The organism is Microbacterium sp. NPDC087589 (assembly GCF_044743635.1).
In the GTDB taxonomy this organism is placed as follows: Bacteria; Actinomycetota; Actinomycetes; order Actinomycetales; family Microbacteriaceae; genus Microbacterium.
The window spans coordinates 226,336-252,184 of the sequence record NZ_JBIUWV010000006.1; the positions used below are offsets into that span (position 1 = coordinate 226,336).

The window sequence follows — 25,849 nt, forward strand, 5'->3', positions numbered from 1 at the left end:
CCGACCTGACCCCACGGGTTCAAGAGGTCGCTCGCCCCGTCAACGCGGTGGGTGTCGGCAGACGGCAACGTCTCGGTAGCGTTCTACTGCACCTTCCTTCGGAACTACGAGTACCGAGAATTCGACCATCCGCAGTCGCAGAGATTTAGTGGCGGGCAGTCGATCCATGCCGCACGAAAGTGATGGACTTGAGAATGAACGGATCACCCGCTCGCTTGGTGGACGCCGCATCATGAGGGGTCGCCTGCGCGTTGCCTGTCTGCGGAGTTGAGCGTGAGTGTAACCGTGAGTCCGCCCTCGGGGCGCGCTTTGATCGTCAGATCGGCTTTGGCCTGCTGTGCGATGGCGTGGACGATGGCGAGTCCGAGTCCTCGGCCGGCGTCGGGGCCTTGGACTCGCTCGGTACCTCTTACGAACGGCTCGGTTAGTGTGGGGATCTTCTCGGGGTCGAGGACGGGCCCGGTGTTCGCTACTGAAACGTGCACACGGCTTCCCCCGTCGGTGACGTTCACCCAGACTTCCCCTCCAGGATGGTTGTGGCGTACGGCGTTGCGAACGATGTTGTCCACGGCTTGTTGAATGAGCGCTTCTGGGACGTCAGCGTAGGCTTCCGATTCTCCCGACCGGTGGATGGTGATGTCGGCGCTGTGGGCGGTTGGCTCGGCGGCCCCGACGACGGTCGCGGTTAGTGCGGTGAGGTCGACTCGTGTGGCGGGTGGTGAGCTGTTCTCGGCATCGGCGAGGTCGAGGAGTGCGTCGACAGTTCGCAGACTCCTGGTGTTGAGGCCCCGGAGGTCCAGCGCGAGTTGTCGCAGTTCCGATGTATCAGCAGAATCGTCACTCAAGGTCACATCTATCATGGTTTGGGCGATCGAGATCGGCGTGCGCAGTTCGTGCGACACATTGGCGGCGAAGCGTGAGTGTGCGTCGACGGATCGTTGCAGGGCATCGAGCATGCGGTTGAGGGTGACGCCGAGGTTGTCGATCTCGTTGCTTGCTTCTGACACCTCGACCCGGCGACTAAGGTCCCCCTTCGCGACACGTCGGGCCACCTCGTCGATCGACTGCAGCGGTCGAAGCACGCGTCCTGCCACGATCCAGCCGACTCCCGCCGCGCCTGCAGCCATGACGATCGACGTAAGGAGCAGGACGATGAGCAGTACCCAGAGAATGTCGGTGAAGTTCAGGACCACTGTCGAGTTGGCATCGAACGGCGCGGGGGCGGTCACAAGCGGCGCGTTGGGATCGGCGCTTTCGGGTAGTGGGGATTCGATGGTCTCGGGGATGACATCGGTGATCGGGTAGATCCCGGTCGGAATGATCCGGATCAGCACGTAGACCACGATTGCTGCGAGAGCGACGGAGCCTGTGACGAGTCCGGCGAAGATGATGGTCAACCGTGCGCGAAGCCCGGGTCGTCGTCGATACGACGGGGCGGTCACGGGAGGTCCGTGTCTGGTGCTTGGAAGACGTAGCCGAAGCCCGAGCGTGTTTGGATCACAGGAGGGTCTCCCAGTTTTCGGCGGAGGGATGAGATCGTCACCTTGATGGTGCTTGTGAACGGATCCGCTTGCTCGTCCCATGCCCGCGCCAGGAGGTCCTCGGCGCTGAGCACATCGCCAGGGATTTGCATCAGTTCTCGGAGCACAGCGAACTCCTTGGGGCTCAGCCGCACATAGCGGCCGGCGCGATAGACCTCGCGGCGCCCCACATCGATCGTGACGCCGAGGGCCTCCCATCGAGGTGGACGGACCGGTTCCGCGCGGCGGGCCAAAGCCCTTACTCGAGCGACCAGCTCAGGGAACTCGAACGGCTTAGAAAGATAGTCGTCTGCTCCGAGCTCGAAGCCTCCCACTCGGTCGTCGAGACGTCGGGCGGCGGTCAACATGAGAATGCGTGCGCGATTCCCGGTCTCGATCAGACGACGGCACACGTCGTCGCCCGAGATGACAGGCAGGTCTCGATCGAGCAGGACCACGTCTACGTCGATTCGGTCGAGAAACTCCAAGGCCGCTGCGCCGTCGCCAGCGATGTCGGCCGCGATGGCGGCGTTTCGCAGTCCGCGTCGGATCGCGTTCGCCAAGAGTGGTTCGTCTTCAACGATCAGTACTCGCATGGCTTCCTCCTGGCGTTCATCTGACCACAGATGTGGTTGGGAAAAGGTAAAGGGATCCGCTTACCGCCGCCGAACGGTCGTGCTGTTTCGCTGGAAGCACCTTCGAGGACACCCACGGCCTCGACTCGATGAAGGGACTTCACATGATCGCATCATCCAAGCGCCGGGCGTTTGCCCCGATAGCTAGCTTCCTGCTCATAGCGGGAGCGCTCGTCGGATGCAGCGCAACGGAACCGACTGATCCCACTCCGACGGAGCGATTCGCGACCCAGGCGGACTACAACGCGGCGTTCGAGGCGTGCATCGCGAAGTCGGGCATCACACTTCCCGACTCGAAGGATGGCGGGTTCGTGCTCCCCGAGGGCGAGGCAGCACAGACAGCGCTGCAAGGGTGCATGGAGGAGCTCGGGACTCCGCCAGGACAGCCCGATGACGCCACCTACGAGCGCCAGAACGCGGCCTACATCGCCTGCCTCCGAGAAGGTGGAATCGACATCGCCGACCCAAAGCCGGGAGAGCCAGCACCATTTCCGAACGACCTTCCTGCTGAACTCGCCAACAAGTGCGCGGCGGTCTTCGAAGGGAGCGGGGAATGAGCGAGTCTGGTATCGCCTCCGCGACCCGTTCACGCCGGTCATACGCTCGACGGGCCACCGTCGCTGCTGCCGTCCTGTTGTCACTAGTGGTCGGCGGCGGGCTGGTGTGGTCGGCGGTCACTTCGCGCGACGATTCTCCCGCGGCAAAGCCGACGGCTGCCACCACGGCGGTGATGAAGGGAACGCTTCAGGGCGAGATCATCGCGGCCGGGACCTTCGCGTATGCGGATCGTGTACCGATAGTCGCTGGACGGGACGGCGTGTTGACAGAGTTGGCGGCGATCGGTTCGACGATCGATCGCGGCGGGGTGCTGTCGCGGGTCGATAATCTGCCCACATTCCTCATGTTCGGGGCCCTTCCCGCGTGGCGCAGCTATGAGGCGGACATGGGTTCGGGGCCGGACGTGCGGCAGTTGGAAGAGAACCTCGCGGCCCTCGGCTTCTTTAGCGACGCACCCGACGAGAACTTCCGCTGGGCGACGACCCAGGCCATTCGGGCGTGGCAGAAGGCCACCGGTCAGGAGCAGACCGGCACGATCTCGCTCGGCATCATCACTTTCCGCAGCGGACCGCAGCGGGTCGCCAGCACCGAAGCGAAAGTCGGCGACCGCGTCGGGTCTACACAGGGCGTAGCAACGGCGAGTTCGCTCGACAAGCGGATCTCTATCCAGCTCAACCCTGCGGACGTCTCACAGATCGACGTAGGTGGCACGGCCTCGGTTCAGCTGCCCGACGGGACCCAGGCGGTTGGCGTCGTCGAGCGGATCGATCCCCCCACGACGGCGAAGGGTGCTGATGGCGCCGACAAGACGATCGTGCCGGTGACCGTGTCGCTGGCCGATGCGGCGGCTACGGCGAACATCGACAACGTCTCGGTGACCGCCACCCTCTTCGGTAAGAAGCACGAGGGCGTCTACTACGTCCCAGTGACGTCACTGATCGGACTCGATGGCAACAAGATCGGCGTGCAGCTCGTCCAGAAGGACGGATCGATCACCGAACTGCCGGTGAAGACAGGGGTGCGCGCCACGGGGAACATCGAGATCTCGGGGGATGGCGTGCGCGAGGGTCTCACCATCATCTCCGGTGCATCGTGAGTACGCCGATGATCGACCTGCGGGATGTTGAGCGCTCCTACGGCCACCCGGCTGTCTACGCGTGCAGGAAGGTCGACCTCACGGTCGAGCGCGGGGAGCTGGTGGCAATCGTCGGGCCGTCCGGCTCGGGGAAATCGACGCTCCTCAACCTCATTGGCGTACTTGACAGGCCCACGGCCGGCAGCGTGCAGATCGATGGATACCGTGTTGATGACATGTCCGATGCGGAGCTGAGCGCTGTGCGGGCGCGTCGCATCGGGTTCGTGTTCCAGCAGTTCCACCTGACGGACGGAGCAAGCACGCGCGACAACGTCGCCGACGGGCTCCTCTATCAGGGCGTATCCCGTGCGGAACGACGTCGCCGGGCAGTCGAGATGCTCGAACGCGTCGGGCTGGGGCATCGCATTCATCACAAGCCGCACCAGCTGTCAGGGGGAGAGCGGCAACGGGTGGCGGTGGCGCGTGCGCTGGTCGGCGGCGCTCCGCTGATCCTCGCTGACGAACCAACTGGAAATCTCGACAGTCGTTCGGGCGACGCGGTGATCGAGCTGCTCCGAAGTCTCAACGACGCGGGCACCACGATCGTCATGATCACTCACAATACGGAGCTTGCGGCGAGCTTCGACCGTCGAATCGAGATCCTCGACGGCTCCATCATCGCCGACACGGCATGGAAGAAAGAGGCGATCGCATGATCAATGTGAGCACCGAGGAGTTGCGCCCGTCCCGATTGCGGGCGACGGATGCACTCGCGCTCGGCATGGCGGGAGTGAAGACGAGGCCGATTCGTGCAGTGCTATCTGCTTTGGGGATCGCCATCGGCATCGCGGCGATGGTTGCGGTGCTCGGGATCACCTCGTCGAGTCAGGCGCGTGTCAATCAGCAGCTCTCCGAGCTCGGAACCAACATGCTCACCGCGGAGGCAGGGCGCAATCTGCTCGGGCAGCAGACCACCCTCCCCGAGTACAGCGTGTCGCAGGTACTGCGCCTGCCGGGCGTGACTGCGGCGTCGAGTATCGCCGTGCTCCGCGGGGACGTGTTCCGAAGCGAGTTCATCGACCGGAACTCCAACCAGGGTATCCAGATCGCCGTAGCGGAGTCGACGCTTCCGCAGGTCGTCGGTGCCTCCGTGATCGATGGACGCTGGCTGAACGACGCGACGGCCACCACACCGGCCGTCGTGCTCGGATCCAAGGCCGCAGAGCGCCTCGGCATTCAGAGAGCCGGCGATCTCATCCAGGTCGGTGGGCATCAGTTCCGAGTCGCAGGGGTGCTGGGGCCTGTCGCACTCGCTCCAGAGATCGACACGATGGCGCTCATCGGGCCGGAGATCGCCCGAACGACATTCGGGTGGTCCGGGAAGCCGACCAAACTCTACGAGCGGTCGACAAACGAAACAGTCACACGCGTCGCGGGCCGCCTGGCCGCGACGATCTCCCCGCAAGACCCCAGCGGCGTGAAGGTATCGCGACCCTCCGACGCACTATCGGCACAGCAGGCGACCGAGTCTGCGTTCACCGGACTCCTTGTCGGGCTCGGTAGTCTCGGGTTGGCGGTCGGAGGAATCGGAGTGGCCAACACGATGATCATCGCGGTGATCGAACGCCGCCGAGAGATCGGACTTCGCCGCGCACTCGGAGCAAAGCGCGGCCACATCAGAACTCAGTTCCTTCTCGAGTCGCTGATCCTCTCTCTACTGGGAGGGTGCGCGGGCGCACTAATCGGGGCCGTGGCCACCGTCGTCGCTGCACGGTTGGCCGGATGGCCAGTCGAGATTCCCCCGCTCGTGGTTCTCGTCGCTGTGGGGTCCACCGTATGCGTCGGCGCCGTCGCTGGCCTCTACCCGGCCATGCGAGCGGCACGAACGCCGCCCAACGCGGCGCTGGCAAGTGCCTGAGTGAGTTGGATAGCTGCCGTCCGACTACCGGAAGCAGTCTCGTGAAGTATCGAAGAATCGCAAGGCTGTGTCTGCGAGAAACCTGACGCTACCGAACAGGCTGTGGCAGGTGGACTCCAGCGAGTCCGAGTCCATGACCGGAGCACTGCGACAGTTCGCAGGATGGTGAGACGGACGGCGGCCGATTCCGGCCGCCGTCGTCTCCTGTCGAAGGTAGCGACGAAGGTGCTCCCTCTCGGGTGCTCGTCAGGAGCCGTCGCGAAGGTCGCCGAGCGTCGCCGCCGTGTACGCGACGGCGTCGAACCGCACGTCGCAGCCGTTTCCCATGGGGCTCTGCGCCTCGAGCCCGACAGCGACCTCCTGTTCTTCGGCCCCCAGCGCGAACCCTCGCACGAAGTCCCACCGTCTGCCGTCGACCGATGCGTGGAAGGCGTAGACCGTTCCGATGCGTGCGATGCGCAGCCAGACCTCGTCGCCCTCGACGACGAACGCGTTCGCGTCGTCCGAGACTCCGCGCGTGACGACCGATACGACCATGGGCTTTCGATCGGGGGAGAACTCGAAGCAGAGCTTGGCCCACCGCGTTTCGTCGGCCCAGACGATCAGCACGCCGGCATCGAACGTGTCGGTGAAGTCGACGTGAACTCGAGCGGTCAGAGTGAAGTCGCCCTCAGCGGGACGCCCGGTCAACGAGACCGCGTTCAGCTGACTCTCCGCGGCCACGCTCCCGCTCCCGCTCGGGTCGACGAAGAAGTCGCTGTGCGGCTTGGCCGTCACCAGGACGCTGTCTGCCTCTACTCGCCACGGCCAGTCCTCGGAGGGGTGCAGAGGGAAGGGGACGCCAGGGAGATCGACTCGAGTGTTCATCACACCATTGTGGCAAAGTCAGGACTCGCTCAAGCGGGACTTCCCCGACCGGCCGGAGATTCGCGTGGTCCACGAAACGATCTACCTCGCCCTCTACGCCCAGGGAAGCGGTGAGCTGAATCGGCCTCGCAGAGATCGGCCGATCGGTAGCGTCGCTCAGCCGCAGGATTCGTACGGCGGCTCTTCGAGCGTCGTCGCCGTCACCGCCCAGATGGTGTCGGTCCCGGCCGTGTAGGTCAGGAAGACGGAACCGGCGCCGGCCTGCGACTCGACAGCGAGATACCGGCGATCGCCGACGCTCTCGATCTCGGACGCGTCGGGGTATGCGGCCAGGGCCTGGTCCACCCGGGAACCGACACCGATCCCCTCGGCCGTCACCGGTCCGACGGGCGACCCGCCCTCGAGGTCGGCGGGCGAGGCGGACACCTGCACGAGGTCGACCACCGGCGGGTCCTGTTCCGAGGGTTCGGGGCGCTGGAGGATGAGCGTGTATCCGTCGGCCTCAGCGGACGCGAGCCATGGGCAGGCTTCGACCGGAGTCGCCCCCGCCGCCGTCACTGCCCCGTCGTAGGGCGTGCCCAGCTCGACCTCTCCGATGCCCGACGGGCTGACGTCTGCGGCCGACGCGCTGGGCGACGCGCTGGGCGAGGAACTCGGGGCCGGATCGGCGGATGCAATCACGGTCTGCGTGACCGTCGGGGTCGGTGACGCGGGAGCGGCGCACCCGGCCAGAAGCGCACCGGTGACGGCCATCCCGAACAGGGGAGAGAGGATGCGTGCACTGCGAGCGCGGGGTCGTCTAGTGTCGATATCCATCCTTCGACGCTAACGGCGCTGCTGCGCATCGCCCGCCGATTCTCACGGGATTGCCAGATGCCGGCTCTGATCGGCGATCACATCACGTGGAGATCAGCACGAAGAGGATCGAGGCGCCCCCGAACAGAACCGCGAGCATCGTCAGCGACAGCAGCATGCCGCCACCGTGTGGTTCACGCAGCGATGCTCCGGTGAGATACGCGCTCAGTCTGACCTGACGGCGTCGTGCGGCGACCCAGATCGCGCATGCGGCCAGGATACCGACGATGCCGGGAACCAGGCCGAACGCCGCGAATGACGCAGGAAGGCCGGCGGGCAGGATCCGCAACGAGATCAGCGAGCCGACGGCGATGGCGAGCGCGGAGCGTCGCCAGGCCAGCTCGGTGCGCTCGGGCTGGAGGCCGGGATCGAAGAGCGTCGGCTCGGTCACCGCCAGACCACGCCGGCGATGACGAGCAGGCCGACGGCGAGGACGACGACCCCCAGGATGACGGCCGAGACGGCTCCCGGCAGGGGCTTCGACTGGCGCAGAGCTCTCTCGGTGCGCATCCATTCCCACCAGGCGAGCGGTGCGACCGCAGTCCCCGCGATGATCAGCACCAGCGAAGCGGCCAGTCGGAATCCCGGATGCAGATCGAGGCCGAGCACCTCGAGTGCCACCCCACCGGCGATCAGCGCGAGGGCCGTGCGCGTCCAGGCCAGAAAAGTGCGTTCGTTCGCCAGCGAGAAGCGCGGATCCGGCTCCTCGCCGGTGCCGTACACGGAGGTGGGGAAGCGTCGCATGCTGTCATCGTATCGGCGTCGGTGGGGGAGTACCGGGACGGTCGTCTCGGAGACATTTTGCGACTCTCTTGCCTTCAAACGTTTGAACTGGTTATCGTCCTGTGCCCGCTCTCAACGAGGAGAACCACATGACATTCACGAGCACGACAGAAGCGATCGCCACCGTCAGGCCGTTCAGCTGGCGCGACAAGGTCGGATACCTGTTCGGAGACTTCGGCAACGACTTCCTGTTCCTCCTGGCTTCGAGCTACCTGCTGATCTTCTACACGAACGTGCTCGGGCTGAACCCGGCGCACGTGGGCACGCTCTTCCTGCTGGTGCGTCTGCTCGATGCGTTCACCGACGTGGGGTGGGGTCAGTTCCTCGACCGGCACATGCCGTCGGCGGCCGGACGGTTCCGGCCATGGATCATCCGCGCGGCGGTTCCGCTGGTCGTCGTGAGTGCGCTGCTGTACGCACCGTTCGCCGCAGACTGGGACTACACCGTCAAGCTGATCTGGGCGACCGTCACGTACATCCTCTGGGGTTCCGTCTTCTACACGATGGTCAACATCTCGTACGGCTCTCTCGCCTCGGTGATGAGCGAGGTCCCGGCCGAGCGGGCGTCGCTCTCGGTCTTCCGCGGCGTGGGAGCCAACCTCGCAGGAATCTTCGTCGCGCTCGTGCCGCCGCTCTTCATCTACGCGAACGTCGACGGTGTGTCGCAGGTGCTCCCTCCTGCGTTCTTCGCGACCGGCATCGCGTTCTCGGCGGCGGCTCTCATCTTCTACGTCCTGTGCTTCTCGCTCGTGCGAGAGCGTGTGCGAGCCGTGCCAGGCCGAGCGAAGGTGTCGTTCGCCACGCTGCTGCGCTCGCTCGCCGGCAACCGTGCACTCCTCTCTCTCATGGGCGGCAACCTCATGCTGATGCTGTCGTCGCTCCTCACCAGTTCGGTCGGCGCATACCTCTGGCTGAACTACTTCAACAACGGCGCGCTCTCGGGAGTCGCCGCGCTGGCCAACGTGCTGCCGGCGCTCATCGCGGCGCCGTTCGCGGCCTCACTCGGTCGGCGATTCGGCAAGAAGGAGATGCTGGTGGTCCTGCTCTTCGGGAGCGCGGCGATCTACCTCGTGCTGTTCTTCCTCGGCATCACCTCGCCGTGGGTGTTCATCGCGGTCAGCGGCGTGGCCGGCTTCGGCGTCGGCATGTTCAACCTCCTCGTCTGGGCGATCATCACCGACGTCGTCGACCACCAGGAGGTGCGCACCGGTCAGCGGGACGACGGCACGGTCTATGCGATCAACACCTGGGCGCGCAAGCTCGGGCTGGCGCTGGCCGGCGGCCTCGGCGGGTACGCCCTGGCGATCATCGGCTACCAGGCGGGCAGTGCCGTGCAGTCGGCGGGCACCGTGCAGGGCATCTACACGATCGCCACCCTCGTGCCCGGCATCCTGTATGCGGTCGTCGCGCTCATCCTGCTCTTCTGGTTCCCCCTCGACCGCCGCACTGTCGAGGGGAACAGTGCCGAGCTCAGCAGCCGCCGTGCGGTCGTGGTGGAGTGAGGCCATGAGCAGGCCGACGTTGAAGGACATCGCCCGCAGAGCAGGGGTCTCGATCTCGACGGTGTCGTATGCACTGAACGACAAGAGCACCCTGCCGCTGGCGGAGGCCACGAAGAATCGCATCCGCACCATCGCACACGAGCTGGGGTACGTCCCCAACGGCCTGGCGCGGTCGCTGCAGGCGCGCTCGAATCGCACCATCGGCGTGCTGCTGAACAAACCCTTGACGACACCTCGGTACGCCGAGATCGCTCAGGGGCTCAGCGTGGGGCTGGCGCGCCGTGGCTTCCATCTCGCGCTGCTCGACGGAGAGTCCGCCGACCGGTGCATCGACGATGCGCGAGGTGGGCTGCTCGACGGACTGGTGTTCATCGGGCACGACGATCTCGAGGTTCCGCACGAACTCGCCGTCGACATCGCCGGGCACGGCATCCCCTTCGTCGCTCTCGACTGCGGCCCCGCCCGGGCGCCCCACGTCTGGTCGAGCGTCGACTTCGACTACGCCGAGGGTGTCCGTCTGCTCGTGCAGAGCCTCGTGCTCGACGGCGTCACGCAGATCGTCCACCTGCGGCCCGATGTGACCTCGCGAGCGGATCGCACGAGGGTCGATACGCTCGAGGCGCTGGCTCGGCAGAACGCCATCGAGGTGATGGCGATCTCCACCGGCATCACCGACGAGACACTCGCTCGTCTGGATCGCGAACCCCGGCGGTCTCTCGAATACACCACGGAGCTCATCGGACGACTGGATGCGGCTCTTGACCAGGTCACGCAGACCTCCACGACGGCGATCGTCTGCTCGTGGGGCGTCGACGCCGAGCCCGCGTATTTCTGGACCATGCAGAACGCTCCCCACATGCGGGTCGCGGCGCTCGCCGGTGGGTCGCTCGACCCGCGTCTCTGGCCGCGCCTCACCTACAGCCGCCTGCCGCTCGCGGCAGCGGGAGAAGCCTGCGCCGGCCTCATCATCGATGCCAGCACGTCGAGGGACTCGCCGACACGCGTGCTCCTGACCCCGACCCTCGACTCCGGCGCCGCGGACCCGCTCGCAGCGCTCGACTGACCGAACACCTCCACGAAGGAACAGGATGCCGAAACCCAACATCATCTTCATCATGTCCGACGACCACGCGGCTCACGCGATCTCCGCGTACGGCAGCCGGGTCAACACCACCCCGCACCTCGACCGCATCGCCGACGAGGGCATGCGGATGGATGCCGTCTATTGCACGAATTCCATCTGCAGCCCGTCGCGGGCGTCGATCCTGACGGGCACATACAGCCATGTGAACGGCGTCTCGTCGATCTGGACGGAGATGGACTACCGCGTGCCGACGTTCATCGACGTGCTCCATGACTCCGGGTACAAGACGGCGATGTTCGGCAAGTGGCACCTCGGTGAAGAGGGCATATCGCGCCCGCGGGGATTCGATGCCTGGAAGGTGTTCCCCGGACAGGGCGACTACGTGGACCCGCAGATGATCGACGAGAACGGCGTCTCGACCGTCGAGGGATACGCCACCGACATCGTCACGGATCTGTCGCTCGAGTGGATCGACGGCCTCGAGTCCGACGAGCCGTTCTGCATGATGGTCCACCACAAGGCGCCGCACCGGCCCTGGGTGCCCGACACGAAGCACTCGCATCTCTACGCGGATGGCACGATCCCCGAGCCGGAGACCTTCTTCGACGACAACGCGAGCCGCAGCAAGGCCGTCCGGGGCGTGCACATGACGATCGCCGACGACATGGGTGGTGACGACCTCAAGATCGACATGCCAGACGAACTGCGAGGACCCGAGAATCGGGAGGCTCGGATGCGGTGGAAGTACCAGATCTACATGCGCGACTATCTGCAGTGCATCCAGTCGATCGACGACAACGTCGGGCGCCTTCTCGATCACCTCGAGGAGAAGGGGCTCGCCGAGAACACCCTGGTGGTCTACACCTCCGACCAGGGCTTCTTCCTCGGAGACCATGGATGGTTCGACAAGCGGCTCATGTACGACCAGTCGCTCCAGATGCCGATGCTGATGCGCTGGCCGGCGGCGATCGAGGCGGGGTCGCGGTCGGAGGCGATCATCACGAACGTCGATTTCGCAGCCACGTTCCTCGACATCTGCGGTGTCGATGCGACACAGGCGCTGCCCACCTCGCAGGGGCGCAGCTTCGCCCCGCTGCTCCGTGGCGAAGAGGTCGCGGACTGGCCGGATGCCATGTACTACCGCTACTGGGAGCACGACGACCCGATTCACGCGGCGCCCGCCCACTACGGCATCCGCACGGACTCGTACAAGCTCCTCTATTTCTACGGAGCGGGACTCGGGGTGCCGGGAGCATCGGAGGAGGTGTACGAGCCGGAATGGGAACTCTACGATCTGAAGGCCGATCCCGAGGAGATGCGCAACGTCGCTGGTGACCCCGCGTACGCGCAGATCAAGGCCGAACTCGAGGTCAAGCTCGCCCAGTATCAGGAGCGATACGACGACGAGCCCTATGTAGGCCCGGAGACACCCCGGCCCGAGTGGGGTCCGTACGACCACGAGATGTTCGGGCGGCTGCAGGAGTACATCGCGCTCACCCGTTCGGCCAGTTGAGACGAGGACTGCCGACGAACCGCAGGGCAGGGTGTTGACCCATGCCGTGTTGAAATGGTGAACTGAGCGACCGGCGACGACAGCGTGAGAACGGAGCAGCGATGTGGTTCGAATCCTGGAACGATGTGCTTCGCGTGATAGCCGTGGGAGCGGCGGCCTATGTCTTTCTCATCGTCACTCTGCGCGTGACGGGAAAGCGCACGCTCAGCCAGATGAACGCGTTCGACTTCGTCGTCACAGTCGCACTCGGGTCGACCTTGGCGACCATTCTGCTCAGCAAGGACGTCTCGTGGACCGAGGGCGCGTTCGCCCTCGCGTTGTTGACAGCGCTGCAGTTTCTCGTGGCGTGGACCGCGGTGCGGTGGTCGGCACTGCGCAAGGCGGTCACCGCGACGCCCGTAGTGCTTGTCACAGACGGCGTCATCGACGACACAGCCGTCCTCCGGAGTCGGCTCACGCGGTCCCAGCTGATGCAGGCCATCCGCAGCGGAGGGTACGGTGACCCGGCGCTCGTCGGCGCGGTGATCCTCGAACCGAACGGCACCCTGAGCGTGATCGGCAAGGACTCCCTCGGAGCCGGTTCAGCTCTACCGGGTCACAGGCATGAGTCATGAGACGGCCGCTCAGGAAAGGGGCTCTTCATGGCGTGGAGCACGAGAGAGGTCGCTGACCTCGCCGGAACCACGGTGAACACCGTGCGGCACTATCATCGGGTGGGCCTTCTCGAGCAGCCGAGCAGGTCGTCGAACGGGTACAAGAGCTATGAGGTGAGCCACCTCGTGCAGCTGCTCCGCATCCGTCGTCTGCGCGAACTCGGGGTTCCCCTCGATCAGATCGATCGTGTTGCCGCCGGTGACGATCGTGCCCTCGCGGCGCTGGAGGACATCGACGCTGAGCTCGCCGTCACGATCGAACGTCTGCAGCAGGCTCGCGTGGAGATCCGCACGGTCATCGACGGAGCGACCACGACGGATCTGCCTCGGGGTTTCGAGAACCTCACCGCACGACTCACCGACACCGAACGGTCGCTGATGCTCATCTACTCGCAGGTGTACGACGACGAGGCGATGCGGGACCTCCGGACGATGCTCGAATCCGATCCGGCCGACGTGCGTCGCGATTTCGATGCGCTGCCGCCGGATGCCGACGAGCAGACGCGGATCCGCATGGCCGAGAGGTACGCGGTCGGACTCGCCCATGATCTGACGACCTATCGGTGGCTGCAGGATCCGCTGGCGCATCACCGGGGGCGACCGCAGATGACGTGGGAGGCGGTCGCGGAGTCGATCGCCGCGCTCTACAACCCTGCGCAGCTCGATGTGATCGCTCGCGCGCATGTCATCGCACTGGCGATGATCGCCGACGGCTGAACGGAAGCGACGATTGCGGGCGCCACGATTGCGGGCACCACGACCTACAGACGCGGGAGCACGGTCGCTGCGATCACCGTGTTCATGATGACGGCGTTCATCGTGCGCACCACGGCGCTCGAGGCCGCCGCAGCACCCCAGTCCCCGTCTTCGAGCTGCTTCGCCCGCGTGTAGACGTCGCTGCCCCAGGGAATCTCCGCGTGGAACTGGGGGAGCGTGCCGCTCGCTGACAAAAGGGCGATGCTCGCTGCGGTGCGCGGGTCCGGAGCGTCGCCGTCGATGAGCGCGGCTCGCACTCTGCGGATGAGGCCGGCGCGACGTTCACTGGCGAGCGTGAGCTTGGTCGTCGGGAAGAGCCCGAGGACCTTGCCTTCCGCGCGGTGCAGGTCACCGCGCGCGACGACACGGTCGAGGACCGGGCCGCGCAGGTGAGGGCCGATGCCGGCGAGAACCGCCTGGACGTCCTGGGGCTTCTTCGTGAGCGACGTCAGCGCCGATGCGAGGAGCGGGTCGGGCGCATCATCATCGCCGACGGCGCGCACCCGGGTGAAGAGTCCGTGCTCCTCGGCCTCGACCCGACCGGCGAGCGCCAGGTCGGCCAGCACGGCACCGCCGAGCACGTAGAAGAGGATGTTCTCTCCGGCGATGGTGCCCGAATCGGGCTGGAAGAGCAGCAGCAGGGTGTCTTCGACGATCAGCGGTTCTTCCGACATGGGTGCGCCTCCGGTCTGCGGCGTCGCGGCCGCGACCTGTCGTCATGGTCGTCACGAGCGCCCGTAGACAGACAGTGAAGACCCTGTTCCGACCACAGGGTCAAGGAGGTCGGGCGAGCGGCGAACCCGCGCTTGACCCTGTCGTGGGCACACGGTCTTGACTGCTCTCAGACATCCGCGGCACGCACCCGTCCGCGGCATCCGACAGAAGGAGATACGACCGATGGACAACCCCTATCCCTGGTTGCAAGACTTCATCAACCAGGTTCCCGAGATCCTGCAACCGATCATGGTCGCGCTCGTCGCCGCCGTGCCGTACATCGAGGGCGAGGGCGCCGCCGCGTTCGGCATCATCGCCGGGATCAACCCGATCGTCGCTGCGCTCGCCGCCATCACCGGCAACGTGCTCTGCGTGATCGCAGTCGTGCTGCTCGGCTCACGGATCCGCGGCGGCGTCGTCGCGCGTCGCGCGACACGATCGGCGGCGGCCTCGTCTGCGGCAGAGGGCGGCGGGGCGGGAACGGCGACGTCGACGATCGCCACGGCGACGGCATCCGACGCAGACCCGGTCGCCTCGTCCGCGACGGCGGACGAGGACGACACGACGCGGCGGGGGAAGGGGCGCACGAAGCTGCGGCGCTGGCTGGTCAGGTTCGGCGTCCCCGGCGCCAGCATCCTGGCACCGATCGCCCTTCCGACGATGCTCACCGCTGCCTTCTTCGTCGCATCAGGCGTGCGCAAGGAGTGGGTCATCCTGTGGCAGATCATCGCGATCGTGCTGTGGACGGGAGCTGTCGCGGCTGCTGCTACGGGGCTGCTCGCGCTGCTGGGCTGGTGAGGCGGCGCCTCTGCCCGAGCAGTGCTTCGACATCCTGGGGGTGAGGGACTACGGTGCAGAGCAGCAGCCCCACAGAGAAAGAGGTACGTCGCGTGGCACGTATTCTGATCACCGGATCCACCGAGGGCATCGGCCATGCCGCTGCCTCCTCGCTGCTGCACGACGGCCACGACGTCGTCGTGCATGCACGCAACGACGACCGTGCGCAAGCGCTGCGAGACCTCGTGGCTCGGGGAGCGTCACCAGTCCTGGGAGACCTCGCCGACCTCGACCAGGTCAGGCGTCTCGGTGATCAGGCCGCACGGCTCGGACCGTTCGATGCGGTGATCCACAACGCAGGTGTGATCGATGGAGCAGCGTTGCTGCCCGTCAACGTGGTCGCTCCCTACCTGCTCACGGCGGCGGTGCCCGCAGCACGCCTGATCTACCTGTCCAGCAGCATGCATCGCGGCGGTGAGGCCGACATCGCCGGCGCGGACTGGGCCGGCGCATCGAAGACCCTCTCGTACTCGGACAGCAAGCTTCTCGTCACCGTGCTCATGGCCGCAGTGGCCCGGCGGCGGACAGACCTCATCTCGAGTGCGGTCGATCCGGGGTGGGTACCGACGAGGATGGGCGGGCCTTCGGCGAGCGACGACCTCGCCCTCGGGCACGTGACTCAGGCCTGGTTGGCGACGACGCACGATCCCTCGGCTCTCGTCTCCGGAAGGTACTGGCACCACCAGCGTGTCCAGACTCCACACCCCGCGGTGCACGACGAAGCGTTCCAGGACGAACTCCTGGCGGCGCTGGCCGAGTACACCGGCGTGACTCTGGCCCCGGTCAGGTCGCAGCGGGGCGTGCGGCCGTAGAGGTCTCGGCGGCCCAGGAGGCCAGCAGCCGCAACCGCTCGGCGGACGGCGAACCCGGTTCGGCCGTGTAGATCAGCAGCACCTGGCCGGGCTCAGCGGTGATCGCGAGCTCCTCGTACACGAGGGTCAGGTCGCCGACGACGGGGTGACGGAAGCGCTTGGTGCCCGATCCGTGGGTGCGCACGTTGTGCGCAGCCCACAGGGTGCGGAACACCTCGCTGCGGGTGGAGAGTTCTCCGACGAGATCTTGGATGCCCTTGTCGTGGGGGTCGCGGCCCGCTTCGGCCCGGACCACGGCGACGCACATGTCGGCGAATGCATCCCAGTCGGGGTAGAAGTCATGGGCCGCTGGATCGAGAAACTGGAACCGCGCGAAGTTCGGCGTCCTTCCTCCGTCTCCGATCAGTGGCGAGTAGAACGCTCGGCCGAGGTCGTTGAAGGCGACGAGGTTCTGTCTCTGATCTCTCACGACGGCGACCGCATCTGTGATGGAGGCCAACGCCCATTCGAGGCTCGGGCGGGGCGGGCCCGGCTTGGCGCTGCGCCGGCGGTGCCGACCGGAGGAGGGGATGCCGTCGGCATTGCGTGCCAGGTCGAGCAGATGCGCGTGCTCTGCGTCGGAGAGCTGAAGGGCGCGGGAGACGGCATCGAGCACGGCCCCGGATGCTCCGGCGATCGCACCGCGTTCCAGCTTGGAGTAGTACTCCACGCTGACCCCGGCGAGAGTGGCCACTTCGCTGCGTCGCAGCCCTTCGACGCGCCGGTTCGACCCGGCTGTCAGCCCGACAGCCTCCGGCGACACTCGCGCACGGCGAGTCATGAGGAACTCACGTACCTCTTCTCGATTCTCCATGTCAGTCAGGGTAGGTCGTCGCCCCGCCATCAAGGAATGCCCTGTCGGTACACCCCTCGTCAGGGACTCCCTCGCTCACCAGGCGGGGCTGACCATGGAAGCATGCATTCCTCGTCCTCACCTGTTCAGAGCACCGGTCGCCGCCTGTTGCCGTCCCTGCTGCTGCTGTTGACGGTGTTCGGTCCGATCTCGATGGACCTCTACCTTCCTGCCCTTCCCGCACTGTCCGCTGAGCTCGGGGCGGTCACCTCGGTCGCGCAGTTGACGGTGACCGCCTGCCTGATCGGCCTCGCCGCAGGGCAGCTCATCGCTGGCCCACTGTCTGATCGGTTCGGGCGTCGGGGGATCCTCCTGATCGGGATCGTGGCGTACATCCTCACCTCCGTGCTGTGCGCGCTCAGCCCGACGATCGAGCTGCTGATCCCGGCTCGTCTCGTGCAGGGCCTCGCCGGCGGCGTCGGAATCGTGATCGCCACCGCCGCCGGTCGCGACGTCTTCGAGGGCAAGGCGCTCATCCGCTTCTACGGCCGTCTCACCGTCATCGGCGGGTTCGCGGCCATCGTCGGACCGCTGCTCGGCGGTCTGCTCAACACCTTCACCGATTGGCGGGGCCTGTTCGTCTTTCTCGCCGTGATCGGGGTGGCGATCCTCGTCATCACCCTCCTGGTGTTCGGAGAGACGCTACCGGCCGAGCAGCGCACCCGTGGCGGGTTCGGAGAGACCCTGCACGCCTACCGCACTCTTCTGAGCGACCGCGTGTTCCTCGGCGCGGTATTGAACCAGGGCTTCCTGTACGCGGCGTTGTTCGCCTATCTCGCGGGCTCGACCTTCGTGCTCCAGGACATCTATGGGCTCACGCCGCAGTGGTACGCCGCCGCGTTCGGTCTCAACTCCGCAGGGCACATGGTCTTCGGATACCTCGCCGGGCGCACCGCGGAGCGCTGGAGCATCCCGGGCACTCTCGCACTCGGAATCGTCGTCACCGGGTTGGGAGCACTCGGGCTCCTCACCGCGGGGCTGACGCCTCTGCCCCTGTGGATCGTCATCGTCTCGCTGTTCGCACTGTCGAGCGGCGTGGCGATCACCGCGCCCCCGGCGACCACACTCGCGCTCTCCGACTACCCCCAGATGGCCGGAACCGCATCGTCCCTGCTCGGCATGGTGCGGTTCGGGTTCGGGGGGATCGCTGCCCCGTTCGTCGGAGTCGCCGGCGCGCTCAGCATCCTTCCCCTCGGAATCACCACCGTGGTGACCGTGCTGCTCGCCGCCGCTGCGTGCCTGCTTCTGGGTCACCGCCGTGACCGTACCGACGGCGTCCAGCCGCGAGACGACGCGCTGCGCGCCATCTCGGCCCACTGATTCCCACACCCACCCACACAACAGAGGAGAAGGCAGCCATGATGACACAACGAGTCCTCACCTCAGCCGCAGTGGTGCTCCTGGTGGCGGCGCTTGCCTCGTGCGCGCAGGCTCCGATCACCGGGCCTGTCGATACGCCCACGACCACGTCACGACCGGCGACGACGCCCACGCCGACAGCCGCGCCGGATCAGGGCGCGTCTGACCAGATCGTCGGCACCGTCGTACGTTTCACCTCCGAACGCACCAGTATCGACGTGACGATCGGCGACGACAGTCCCGGAGTCCGGGACTTCCTCTCCATGCTCCCGCTCGAGCTGACGGTCGAAGAATTCGCCGATGCGGAGAAGATCGCGTACCTGCCGCGCGAGCTGAATTACGAGGGCTCGCCGGGCTCCGACCCCGAAGACGGCGACCTCATCTACTACACGTCGTGGGGCAACCTCGGGTTCTACTACGACGCGACCGGAATCGGATACTCCGATGCCACCCTCCACCTCGGCACCTACTCCGCCACCGAGGAGCAACTGTCGCTGCTTGAAGGCGGCCCGGTGACGATCACCATCGTCGACTGACACCCCAAAGAAAGAGAAACAGCATCATGCGCGCAACACTCATGTACTCCGCCGGTGACGTCCGCGTCGTCGACGTCCCCGAGCCCACCATCGAAGCACCCACCGACGCGATCATCCGTGTCACCTACGCGTGCGTCTGCGGGTCGGACCTGCACCCGTACCACGACCTCGGCGACACCCCTGAGGGTCGTCACATGGGTCACGAGGCCATCGGTGTCGTCGAGCAGATCGGCGACGACGTCACCACCCTCGCCGTCGGCGACACCGTCATCGTTCCGTTCGCTTGGTCGGACGGCACCTGCACGTACTGCCGGGACGGAATCACCACGTCCTGCGTGCACGGCGGATTCTTCGATGCAGCACCGTCGGCCACGCAGGCCGAGAAGCTCCGCATCCCGTATGCAGACGGCACCGCCGTCGCGATCCCTGCGGGCACCGACGACGCTCTCATGCCCTCGCTGCTCGCCCTGTCTGATGTCTACCTCACCGGCTACCACGCAGCCATCCGCGGTGGCGTCGAAGCCGGAAAGACCGTCGTCGTCATCGGCGACGGGGCCGTCGGCCTCTCCGCGGTTCTTGCAGCGAAGCAGCTCGGTGCCGAGAAGATCATCCTGATGGGACGCCACACCGCGCGCACCGACCTGGGCCGCGAGTTCGGAGCGACTGACGTCGTCGCCGAACGTGGCGAAGAAGGCGTTGCGAAGGTGCTGGCGCTGACGGACGGTGAGGGCGCTCACGTCGTGCTCGAAGCCGTCGGGCACATGCCCGCCTATGAGCAGGCGTACGGGGTCGTCCGTCCCGGGGGAGTGATCTCGCGCGTCGGCGTCCCCCAGTACGAAGACGCAGCGGTCGGGTTCATGTCGCTCTTCGGAAAGAACGCCACGCTCACCGGCGGGCCGGCCACAGTCCGCGCTTACCTCGAGGCGGCCATTCCGCAGGTCATCGACGGCACCATCAACCCGGGCAAGGTCTTCGACCGCGAACTGCCCCTCGACGACATCGCCGAGGCCTACCGGTTGATGGACTCCCGCGAAGCGCTGAAGGTGCTCATCCGTCCCTAGGCGCGAGTGCCGCAGAGGCCGGATCGCGAGCGACCGCGCGGTATCTTCGGATCATGCGTTCAGACCGTGCGGTGACCCTGCAGGACATCGCCGACCGGCTCGGTGTGTCACGCTCGACCGCATCATTCGCGATCACGGGGCGCGGGCGGGTGTCCGATGAGATGCGCCAGCGGGTGCTCGGAGTCGCTGCCGAGCTGGGATACCGCCCGAACGCCGTCGCCCGAAATCTCAAGGGTTCCCGCACGGGAATGCTCGCTCTGCGCCTCCCTCCTGACAGCACGGCGATGTCGTACTACATGGAGGCGACCTTCGGCATCGTCGAAGAGGCGGATCGTGCGGGGATGATCGTCTTCATGCTGCCCACCCGGCTCGGCCCCGAGCAGGTCAATCAGCTGCCGGCCGACGCCGTGATCGTGCTCGACCCTGATCTGCAGGATCCTGTCGTGCGCACGCTGCTCGACGGCAGGATCCCCGTCGTCACCGGCGAGCCTGTTCCGGCGGGGCTTCCCGAGCCGCGTGCGACGGTGACGAGCGAGCATGAGCCTGCGGTGCACGAGCTGATGGATCATCTGCATGAGCAAGGCGCACGTCGCCCGGCGATCCTGTTCACCGCGTTCCAGGGAGACTGGGCACTCACGGTGCGTACAGCCTTCGAGTCGTGGTGCATCGAGCACGACGTTCGTCCTCGTGTCTCGGAAGTCGCCCATCCGGCAGCGCCCGAGGTCATCCATGATGCGGTCTCGGCCCTCCTGGCCGAAGCCGACGACCCGGTCGATGCCATCCTCGCCGTGACGGACGGCACGGTGCTCAGCGTCGTCACCAGTGCGCAACGCCTCGGGCGGCGCGTCGGCGAAGACCTTCTCGTCGCGGCGCTGGTCGATTCCGAGGTGCTGGCTCTCACGCAGCCGTCGATCACGGCCATCGACCTGCATCCTCGCGAGATCGGGCGTCGGTGTGTGCGCGCGGCGCTCGACGTGATCGATCAGGATGCCGCGCAGGAGGCACCGGTGAGTGCCGCACCGCTGCGCACTGTCGTGCCGATCGTCGTGAACCGGCGCGCGTCGACCCTGGGCAGCGCGCTCGCAGAGACCTCCTGAGTCGGGAATCCCGCTCGGCATCTCGCGACGAGAGGCGAGACGCCTGACCTGGTCTCCGATATATAGGTTGCGGATGCTTTATCGATATTGCTACGGTGTCACCACCTGCCGGATCAGCCCGACTCCGGCGGCGGTGACGACGATGTCACACCTGACGCAGGAGCCCACATGTCTCAGCTCTCTCCCGATGCATCATCCGTAACACCGACCCAACTGACCGCTCAAGTGACCCGCGGCCGCTTCAAGCGGGTGCTCGGTGTCCCGTCGCTCGTGCTCTTCGGCCTCGTCTACATGGTGCCGTTGACCGCGTTCACGACCTACGGCATCGTCACCGAGCTCACCGGCGGCCGAGTCGCAGCGACCTACATCATCACCCTCGCAGCGATGGCGTTCACCGCGCGCTCGTACGCACGGATGTCGATCGCGTACCCGTACTCCGGCTCGGCGTACGTGTACACGCAGCAATCGTTCGGCGGCGCCCTCGGCTTCCTCGCGGGGTGGGCGCTGCTGTTGGACTACCTGTTCCTGCCGATGATCAATTACCTGATCATCGGCCTGTACATGGGGGACACCTTCCCAGGCGTCCCGACGTGGGTCTGGATCGTCGCGGCCATCGCCCTGGTGACCGTCCTCAACATCGTCGGCATCGTCTCCGTCGCTCGCGCCAACTTCGTGATCATCGCCGTGCAGACCGTGTTCATCATCACGTTCATCGCCTTGGCGGTCGCCGCGGCGGGCGGGCAGGGTGTCGACCCGCTCGCCCCTTTCACGGGTGACGGAACGGTCGACGGCTTCCTGCCGCTGTTCCAGGGCGCGGCGATCCTCTGCCTGTCCTTCCTCGGATTCGACTCCGTGTCGACGCTCGCCGAAGAGGCGAAGGACTCGCGCCGAACGGTTCCCCGAGCGATCATGATCGTGACGATCGGCGCGGGCCTGCTGTTCATCCTGCTCACGTACCTCGCCCAGATCGCCTACCCCTCGAACGCCTTCGAGACGGCAGACACCGCGAGCATCGAAGTCGTCGCCTCGTTCGGGCAGCAGTGGGTCTCGGTGCTGTTCATCGCCGGATTCGTGGCAGGCTGCGTCGGCTCAGCGCTCACCGCCCAAGCCTCCGTCTCGCGCATCCTGTTCGCCATGGGCCGTGACGGCGTGCTGCCGCGAGCGGTGTTCGGCCGTCTCAGCGCACGGTATGGAACGCCGGTGATCCCCATCGTCATCGTCTCCGCCGTCTCGCTCTGCGCGCTCTTCGCCGACCTGCTCACGGTGTCGAACATGATCAGCTTCGGTGCGCTCATCGCGTTCTCCTGCGTCAACCTCTCGGCCATCAAGCACTACTTCGTCGACCGCGGCGAACGACGCGGATGGGATGCCGTGAACAACCTCGTGCTGCCCGGCATCGGCTTCGCGCTGACCGTGTGGCTGTGGACGAACCTCAGCGGCTCGACCTTCTTGGTCGGTGGAGCCTGGCTGGCCGTCGGTCTCGTGCTGCTGCTCATCGTGACCCGGTTCTTCCGCCGCGCAACGCCGACCCTCGACCTCAAGGAGTGAGCATGGTCGACACGATCATCATCGCCGCCCGCGTCCGCACGCTCGACGGCGCAGGCGACCTCGCCGCAGATGCCGTCGCCATCACCGACGGCACCATCACCGCCGTCGGACCGCGCGCCGAGATCCTGCCCCTCGCCCGACCATCGACCCACCTCATCACGCATCCACAGGCCACGATCATCCCGGGCCTCGTCGACGCTCACAGCCACCCGATCTACAGCCTCGGCATCGTGCGCGGCATCTCCTTGGTCGGCGTGCGCACGTATGCCGAACTGATCGCAGCCCTGGAGAGGGGCCGTGAGGCCCAGCGCGGAGAGGAGTGGTTCTCGGCATGGGGACTCGACCCCAGCCCATTCGAAGGGCGCCCGATCAGCAATGCCGCGCTGCACGACGTGCTCGGCCCCGAACGGCTCGCCTACGTCAAGATGTTCGATGCGCACTCGGGCATCGCCTCGGCGTCGGCTCTCGCCCTCGCCGGGATCGACACCCCGGTCGCCCACCCCGACGGGTCGGGCGCGGCAGGCGACGCGTCGGGTGCGCTGACCGGCCACGTCATCGAGTTCCCGACGATGGAGCTCGTCGAGAAGGCGATGCCCCCGCACACGTTCGACGACCGAGTCCTGCAGCTCAGAGCCCTCCTTCGCGACATGGCGGCGGTCGGCATCACGTCTGCGCACGTGATGGATCTGCAGGATTCCGACGCGCTCGACCTTCTCGCAGCGATCGAGTCTGACGGCGATCTGCCGGTGCGGCTGCGCATCTCGCCCTGGTGCCAGCCCACGACGACCGACGCCGAGGTCGCCGACCTGATCGCCGCCCAGGGGCGGGGAGGGCGGCGCTACCGAATCGAGGGCGTGAAGTTCTTCATCGACGGCACTGTCGAGGGTGGGACCGCCTGGCTCGCGCAGCCGGACTCCGACGGGGAGGGGCGGGCATCCGCCTGGCAGCCGGCAGAAGCGTACGCCGCCAGAGTGCGACTGTTCGACGCCGCGGGGGTTCCCACTGCGACGCACGCGATCGGTGATCAGGGCATCAGGTTCGCCGCGGAGATTCTCGCCGCGCTGCCCGCCGGGGGCGTGCCGCACCGTATCGAGCACATCGAGACAGTCGATGACGATGTGATCGACCTCATCGCTCGCAGCGGGATAGTGGCGAGCATGCAGCCCACGCACTGCACGCACCACGTGCGCGGCGACGGAAGCGACGACTGGTCACGCAGACTCGGGCCCGAGCGGGCCGGACGCGCATGGCGCACCGGAGATGTTCGCCGCAGCGGTGCCGTGCTCGCCCTCGGCTCGGACTGGCCGGTCGCGGCGTTCGACCCGTGGGAGATCATGGCGGATGCTCGGCTTCGCAGGTCCGTGAGCGCCCCGCGCTCCACCGTGGTGGGAGCGGACCAAGCGCTGACGGCGTCGGAAGCGCTCGAGGGATACACCACGCACGCGCATCGCGCCGTGGCATCCGACGCTGGTCGTATCGTCGCCGGCGCGACCGCCGACCTCGTCGTCGTGGATGTCGATCCGCTCGAGGCGTCGCCGCAGGAGCTCACGAGCGCCCGCGTGCTCCTCACAGTCGTCGACGGCGTCCCGACGCACCCGATCCCAGAGAGATGATCTCCTCATCACCGGGCGAGCCATACCCCTCTCGCCCGCGTGTCACATGACCGCTCCCCAGCGCATGTGAGCACACGGGAGGGCTGCTCCCCGGCCCTCCCCCCGCGACGGGATCCCACCCGTCGCACTGAAGGAGGTGGCTCGTTCCCGCGAGTCACCTCCTTCTGTCGGTATGCACTCCGGCGAGGTCTCAGTGGTCTCGCCCGGCGAAGTGATCGCGAACCTTCTCAGCGCGCGTCATGAAACGGCCGTGTCGGACTCTTGTATGTAACAGCACTCCTGGGCGCGACGTCGCGCCCAGGACGCGGTGCACTCTGGGGTCAGTGCAGCGGTGCCGTTCTCGCGTCAGCGGGAAGGACCAGCGGACCGGGATGGGGACCTGTGATGGGCTATCGCTTACGCAAGCCGAGCACGGACAAGACGTACAGTCGAATCGCCACGCCCCGCCGCGGCGCGATAGCTCGGCTTTCGGGAGTGCTCGCTGTCGCGGGGATTCTTATGGTCGGCGCGAGTTTCGGGCCGACAGGCGCCCTCACGGCTACCGCAACCGTCCCGGGAACGCCGGGAAGCCCGCAGCCGGGTACGCCGGTGTACACCGAAGACTTCTCGAATCAGAGCGCGGCGATCTCAGCGATCAACATACTGAATTACACCGGCGGTGTTGCCGCTGCGAACTCCACCTACACGGCCTCGCCCCAGTACACGCCGTCAGGAAACCAATGCAACGGCTGGATCATCAGGGCAGTGACTCTGGCGCCACCGGCCTCTGACCAAGGCTGCTCGAACAACCTCACAACGACATGGCCCACGCTCACACAGATGGCGCAGGCGTTGGGAGTGGCGCAGGGCCAGAGCGCCGCGCAGGCGGCGACCAACCAGGCGCTTACGTCGTACACGAATGCACGGAACGGGGTGATCGGTGCGGGGACGCAGTTCCGCACGGTGAACACGATCCCCGCGATCCCCGGCCATTACTACGCGGTGTCTGCATACTTCGCAGCGGTCAACTGTCCGGCGGCGGGCGGTGCGAATCAGCCCAAGGAGACCTTCAGCCTGATCGTCAACGGCAACCCGATCGTGCTCAGCACCGGCCTCAACCCGTGCACCAATCCCACTGACTTCGCCGTTCAAGTCGCGAAGCTGCAGTCCGCGGCGTACCAGATCCCCGTAGGCACGACGGCGAATCTGGGGTTGTCGCTGTTCAACGCTACGGCGAGCGGGGCTGGCAACGACGCAGCCTTCGACTTGCCGCAGATCGTGGACGTGACCCCGCAGCTCGATAAGGCTTTTGCCCCCTCCGTCGTCCGCAACGGCGCGACGTCACAGTTGACCCTCACCGTCACGAATACGAGCGACCTGATGGCCAAGAGCGACTGGACCATCACGGACACGCTGCCCGCGAACCTGACCTTCGCGGCGGCGCCGAACATCGGCGGCACCTGTCAGCAGCTCGCTGGCACCGTGCCGTACACGGCAACGATCGATCCGGCGACGAACACGGTGTCGGTGACCGGCGGTGACCTTGCGCTCGGTCAGGCGTCGTGCACGATCACGGTCGATGTCACCTCGACGGTCAATGGCACGTATATCAACGGGCCTGCCAACATCACGACGAACCTGAACCCGCCGACCGATGCGTCGCTCGAGGTCATCCAGCCGTC

General features: G+C 66.4%; 25 protein-coding genes and 1 pseudogene. 18 read left to right on the plus strand and 8 right to left on the minus strand.

Annotation, left to right across the window (positions count from 1 at the left end; all coding sequences use genetic code 11):
- Positions 1 to 230 precede the first annotated feature (230 nt).
- Entirely contained in the window at positions 231 to 1,397 is a 1,167-nt protein-coding gene (locus ACIOU8_RS14070; protein ID WP_400790628.1) for a sensor histidine kinase, read from the minus strand.
- 41 nt (positions 1,398 to 1,438) lie between these two features.
- Entirely contained in the window at positions 1,439 to 2,116 is a 678-nt protein-coding gene (locus ACIOU8_RS14075; RefSeq protein WP_400790630.1) for a response regulator transcription factor, read from the minus strand.
- Between the two features lie 143 nt (positions 2,117 to 2,259).
- Between ACIOU8_RS14075 and ACIOU8_RS14080 the strand changes: the two genes are divergently transcribed.
- From ACIOU8_RS14080 to ACIOU8_RS14095, 4 genes are read left to right on the plus strand one after another with little or no spacing between them, the layout of a single operon-like run.
- Complete coding sequence (locus tag ACIOU8_RS14080) at positions 2,260 to 2,712, plus strand: hypothetical protein (protein ID WP_400790633.1); 453 nt, start codon at positions 2,260 to 2,262, stop codon at positions 2,710 to 2,712.
- On the plus strand, positions 2,709 to 3,809 hold the full coding sequence (locus tag ACIOU8_RS14085) for a peptidoglycan-binding protein (RefSeq protein WP_400790636.1): 1,101 nt from the start codon (positions 2,709 to 2,711) through the stop codon (positions 3,807 to 3,809). Before ACIOU8_RS14080 ends, ACIOU8_RS14085 begins: the two co-directional genes overlap by 4 nt.
- An 8-nt stretch (positions 3,810 to 3,817) precedes the next feature.
- Entirely contained in the window at positions 3,818 to 4,504 is a 687-nt protein-coding gene (locus ACIOU8_RS14090) for an ABC transporter ATP-binding protein (RefSeq protein ID WP_400790639.1), read from the plus strand.
- Positions 4,501 to 5,706: an ABC transporter permease gene (locus ACIOU8_RS14095; protein WP_400790642.1), complete on the plus strand. Its 1,206-nt coding sequence runs from the start codon at positions 4,501 to 4,503 to the stop codon at positions 5,704 to 5,706. Before ACIOU8_RS14090 ends, ACIOU8_RS14095 begins: the two co-directional genes overlap by 4 nt.
- A gap of 246 nt (positions 5,707 to 5,952) precedes the next feature.
- Here ACIOU8_RS14095 and ACIOU8_RS14100 read toward each other — a convergent pair whose 3' ends face one another.
- From ACIOU8_RS14100 to ACIOU8_RS14115, 4 genes are all read right to left on the minus strand, one after another.
- Entirely contained in the window at positions 5,953 to 6,573 is a 621-nt protein-coding gene (locus ACIOU8_RS14100; protein ID WP_400790644.1) for a DUF1349 domain-containing protein, read from the minus strand.
- A gap of 156 nt (positions 6,574 to 6,729) precedes the next feature.
- Positions 6,730 to 7,389, minus strand: a complete 660-nt coding sequence (locus ACIOU8_RS14105) for a hypothetical protein (RefSeq protein WP_400790647.1) — start codon at positions 7,387 to 7,389, stop codon at positions 6,730 to 6,732.
- Positions 7,390 to 7,471: 82 nt separating this feature from the next.
- Positions 7,472 to 7,819: a DUF202 domain-containing protein gene (locus ACIOU8_RS14110; RefSeq protein ID WP_400790649.1), complete on the minus strand. Its 348-nt coding sequence runs from the start codon at positions 7,817 to 7,819 to the stop codon at positions 7,472 to 7,474.
- Positions 7,816 to 8,172 carry a YidH family protein gene (locus ACIOU8_RS14115; protein WP_400790652.1) on the minus strand — a complete coding sequence of 119 codons (357 nt, stop codon included), beginning with the start codon at positions 8,170 to 8,172 and terminating at the stop codon, positions 7,816 to 7,818. The genes ACIOU8_RS14110 and ACIOU8_RS14115 overlap by 4 nt, the downstream gene beginning before the upstream one ends.
- 128 nt (positions 8,173 to 8,300) lie before the next feature.
- On the opposite strand from ACIOU8_RS14115, the gene ACIOU8_RS14120 reads away from it, so the two are divergent.
- The 5 genes from ACIOU8_RS14120 (at position 8,301) to ACIOU8_RS14140 (ending at position 13,680) form a co-directional block, all read left to right on the plus strand.
- Entirely contained in the window at positions 8,301 to 9,713 is a 1,413-nt protein-coding gene (locus ACIOU8_RS14120; protein ID WP_400790654.1) for an MFS transporter, read from the plus strand.
- Positions 9,714 to 9,717: 4 nt separating this feature from the next.
- Complete coding sequence (locus ACIOU8_RS14125; RefSeq protein WP_400790656.1) at positions 9,718 to 10,776, plus strand: LacI family DNA-binding transcriptional regulator; 1,059 nt, start codon at positions 9,718 to 9,720, stop codon at positions 10,774 to 10,776.
- Between the two features lie 25 nt (positions 10,777 to 10,801).
- On the plus strand, positions 10,802 to 12,310 hold the full coding sequence (locus tag ACIOU8_RS14130; RefSeq protein WP_400790658.1) for a sulfatase: 1,509 nt from the start codon (positions 10,802 to 10,804) through the stop codon (positions 12,308 to 12,310).
- Between the two features lie 101 nt (positions 12,311 to 12,411).
- Positions 12,412 to 12,924 (plus strand): DUF421 domain-containing protein, encoded by a 513-nt coding sequence (locus ACIOU8_RS14135; protein WP_400790660.1) that lies wholly within the window; start codon positions 12,412 to 12,414, stop codon positions 12,922 to 12,924.
- Between the two features lie 27 nt (positions 12,925 to 12,951).
- Positions 12,952 to 13,680, plus strand: coding sequence for a MerR family transcriptional regulator (locus ACIOU8_RS14140; protein ID WP_400790663.1), 729 nt, complete (start codon positions 12,952 to 12,954; stop codon positions 13,678 to 13,680).
- A 44-nt stretch (positions 13,681 to 13,724) separates the two neighbouring features.
- On the opposite strand, the gene ACIOU8_RS14145 is transcribed toward ACIOU8_RS14140, so the two are convergent.
- The gene (locus tag ACIOU8_RS14145; protein ID WP_400790666.1) at positions 13,725 to 14,393 is read right to left on the minus strand and encodes a GPP34 family phosphoprotein; all 669 of its coding nucleotides are present in this window, start codon (positions 14,391 to 14,393) and stop codon (positions 13,725 to 13,727) included.
- Positions 14,394 to 14,616: 223 nt separating this feature from the next.
- Here ACIOU8_RS14145 and ACIOU8_RS14150 point away from each other — a divergent pair, with 223 nt between their 5' ends.
- A complete protein-coding gene (locus ACIOU8_RS14150; RefSeq protein ID WP_400790669.1) occupies positions 14,617 to 15,231 on the plus strand; it encodes a small multidrug efflux protein in 615 nt (204 codons plus the stop codon).
- Positions 15,232 to 15,323: 92 nt separating this feature from the next.
- Positions 15,324 to 16,082, plus strand: coding sequence for an SDR family NAD(P)-dependent oxidoreductase (locus ACIOU8_RS14155; RefSeq protein WP_400790672.1), 759 nt, complete (start codon positions 15,324 to 15,326; stop codon positions 16,080 to 16,082).
- Here ACIOU8_RS14155 and ACIOU8_RS14160 read toward each other — a convergent pair.
- The gene (locus ACIOU8_RS14160; protein WP_400790674.1) at positions 16,054 to 16,935 is read right to left on the minus strand and encodes a helix-turn-helix transcriptional regulator; all 882 of its coding nucleotides are present in this window, start codon (positions 16,933 to 16,935) and stop codon (positions 16,054 to 16,056) included. The genes ACIOU8_RS14155 and ACIOU8_RS14160 overlap by 29 nt on opposite strands.
- Before the next feature lie 102 nt (positions 16,936 to 17,037).
- Between ACIOU8_RS14160 and ACIOU8_RS14165 the strand changes: the two genes are divergently transcribed.
- The 7 genes and pseudogenes from ACIOU8_RS14165 to ACIOU8_RS14195 all read left to right on the plus strand — a co-directional run.
- The gene (locus ACIOU8_RS14165) at positions 17,038 to 18,294 is read left to right on the plus strand and encodes a multidrug effflux MFS transporter (RefSeq protein ID WP_400790676.1); all 1,257 of its coding nucleotides are present in this window, start codon (positions 17,038 to 17,040) and stop codon (positions 18,292 to 18,294) included.
- 38 nt (positions 18,295 to 18,332) lie between these two features.
- Positions 18,333 to 18,869, plus strand: a complete 537-nt coding sequence (locus tag ACIOU8_RS14170) for a cyclophilin-like fold protein (protein WP_400790678.1) — start codon at positions 18,333 to 18,335, stop codon at positions 18,867 to 18,869.
- A gap of 26 nt (positions 18,870 to 18,895) precedes the next feature.
- Positions 18,896 to 19,930: a zinc-binding dehydrogenase gene (locus ACIOU8_RS14175; protein WP_400790681.1), complete on the plus strand. Its 1,035-nt coding sequence runs from the start codon at positions 18,896 to 18,898 to the stop codon at positions 19,928 to 19,930.
- A 53-nt stretch (positions 19,931 to 19,983) separates the two neighbouring features.
- On the plus strand, positions 19,984 to 21,027 hold the full coding sequence (locus ACIOU8_RS14180; protein WP_400790684.1) for a LacI family DNA-binding transcriptional regulator: 1,044 nt from the start codon (positions 19,984 to 19,986) through the stop codon (positions 21,025 to 21,027).
- A 168-nt stretch (positions 21,028 to 21,195) separates the two neighbouring features.
- The gene (locus tag ACIOU8_RS14185; protein WP_400790687.1) at positions 21,196 to 22,575 is read left to right on the plus strand and encodes an APC family permease; all 1,380 of its coding nucleotides are present in this window, start codon (positions 21,196 to 21,198) and stop codon (positions 22,573 to 22,575) included.
- Between the two features lie 2 nt (positions 22,576 to 22,577).
- Positions 22,578 to 24,188 (plus strand): amidohydrolase, encoded by a 1,611-nt coding sequence (locus ACIOU8_RS14190; protein WP_400790690.1) that lies wholly within the window; start codon positions 22,578 to 22,580, stop codon positions 24,186 to 24,188.
- A 588-nt stretch (positions 24,189 to 24,776) separates the two neighbouring features.
- Positions 24,777 to 25,849 (plus strand): annotated as a pseudogene (locus ACIOU8_RS14195) (hypothetical protein); the annotation flags it as partial.